This window comes from Pseudomonas sp. BS-2016, assembly GCF_001806145.1.
GTDB lineage: Bacteria > Pseudomonadota > Gammaproteobacteria > Pseudomonadales > Pseudomonadaceae > Aquipseudomonas > Aquipseudomonas lundensis.
In genome coordinates this window covers 1-1,877 of sequence record NZ_MLCT01000118.1, presented here as the reverse complement: position 1 = coordinate 1,877, position 1,877 = coordinate 1, and the positions used below count along the sequence as shown (strand labels likewise).

At 53.0% G+C, this 1,877-nt stretch carries 2 protein-coding genes; both read right to left on the bottom strand.

What is annotated here, in order from left to right; translation table 11 throughout:
- Positions 1-28: 28 nt before the first annotated feature.
- Positions 29-610 carry an alpha/beta hydrolase gene (locus BKD70_RS22855; RefSeq protein WP_070415457.1) on the bottom strand — a complete coding sequence of 194 codons (582 nt, stop codon included), beginning with the start codon at positions 608-610 and terminating at the stop codon, positions 29-31.
- 191 nt (positions 611-801) lie between these two features.
- Positions 802-1,877 (bottom strand): glycosyltransferase family 32 protein (locus BKD70_RS22850; protein WP_305879750.1); only part of this gene is annotated, 1,076 nt, incomplete at its 5' end.

Here is a 1,877-nt window from a genome sequence, read left to right as displayed (position 1 = left end):
TCCACACAGGGACGGGGCGTTGAAAATATTAGGCGCTGCGCCGAGCGTGGTGCTCGAGGCGATGTTGCAGGCGATAGAGGTAAGCAAACCCTTGCTCCCAGCGCCGGTGGCCGGACTTCACATTGATATGCCCGGCGCCCGACAAGATGCCGGCTTCGGCGCCCCACTGACGCGCCAGTTCCAGAGCCCTGGGGGCGCTTACGGCACTGTCGTTGTCGGAGCTGACCACCTGGCTGGGAAATGGCAGCAGGTCAGTTGGAATAGGGGCGAAATTGCGCAGTGCAGGGGCACACGCAGGACGCTCGACATCCGCCGGTGCCACCAGCAATGCGCCGCGTACCTGCCGCAAGAAGCGCACGGGGGCAGTGGCGGCCCAGTGGGCCACGGTGATGCAACCCAGGCTATGAGCGATCAGGATGACCGGCGTGCTGTCGGCAGCGATGGCCTCGGCCAGTGCGGCGACCCAATCCTCGCGACGCGGCGTCAGCCAATCGGCCTGTTCCACCCGTGCGCTGTTGGGCAAGCTGTTTTGCCAATGGGTTTGCCAATGATCTTCTGGCGATCCTTGCCAGCCCGGCACGATCAGATAACGAATCGACTCGCTGTGCATGGGTGTGCCCTCCTGCAGCGTTTAACGTTGCTGGTCAGTATAGGGTGAGGCTCACGCACCAATAAGGAATAAAAAAGAATTTATTAATAACCAAAAGGAATTTACGCCCTTTTCAGAACTTGCTTTACCAAGCCCTTCATTAAAACCGGCCATTGCGCCCCTGCCACCGCGGCGCAATGACCGAGCCAACCTCAGCGAGAATGATGCATAGAGTGTTCCGAGCCGATAGCAACTCCGAACTTATGGTTCATCGCCATATAATAATCACGCACTTGTGTAAGTTTTTCCGCATACGCTTGCGGAAGTAAAATACGCGCTTCCAACAGTTCCGTCAGTTCCTCAACTTCTGAAAAAAAACCATATTCTTTTTGCGCCAATACATCACCAAACATTCTCGGCCCAGTGATCTCGAAAATTTTCTTTACATACTCGTTATAAATTTGCCGCTCTGCGGCTGTCGAGTTTTCCTTCAGAAAGGGACGATTAGCGTTCAACCATTCTTCGTTTGCCTTGTATCGCTCATACGCCGTCTCCAGAATCTCGTCAAATACAGGGTTGTCTGGGTGGCTGGCAAAATTACTGGTGTTGAACCCATTGAAGTCCGCAGGTTCGTAAGTAACCGGCACGTTCATCAAGATGTCATTGGGCGTGGCTTTCAATGTGACCTCGCCCACATTAAAGGTCAGTGCATCATCCGTATCCAGATAGATGCCACCGTACTTTTTCATTAGCACCGCGCGCATGACGTCCGATGAGGCCGCTAAATTCTGCCCGCGCCCTGAACGGAAAAACTGATACATCTCGCCGTATTGACCTGCATTCAGAGCCTGAAAACTTTCATCGGCCTTTAAATCATGAACTTCAAGCCCGCCCACTTTATGATCCAACGCTGAATGTATTTTCTGAAAAGTATCCGCGTCATTGGCATCAACGTGAACAATCGATTTATACCCGGGGCTTTTCCGGGAATTTTCCATAATATTATTGAGTAGATTTTCCGGCATTTCATTGCCGGCCCAAAAATAGTGGATCACTTTCGGCACATCTGTAGCGCCGGACGGCAGTACCGGCATTCTCGGTAGTTTCAGTACTTTGGTTGTCATCGAAGCAGGCGCATTTTTACTGGCCTCAATCGCTTCGGCTTGAGTGCCACCCAGCCACCGTCCTTGACCTTTACGCCAATAAAAGATGTCGTTCACCTGACCATTGGCCTGGAGCCCGCGCCAAAGACCCGCTTCGACGTCATACGTAACTTTGGTACCGTATT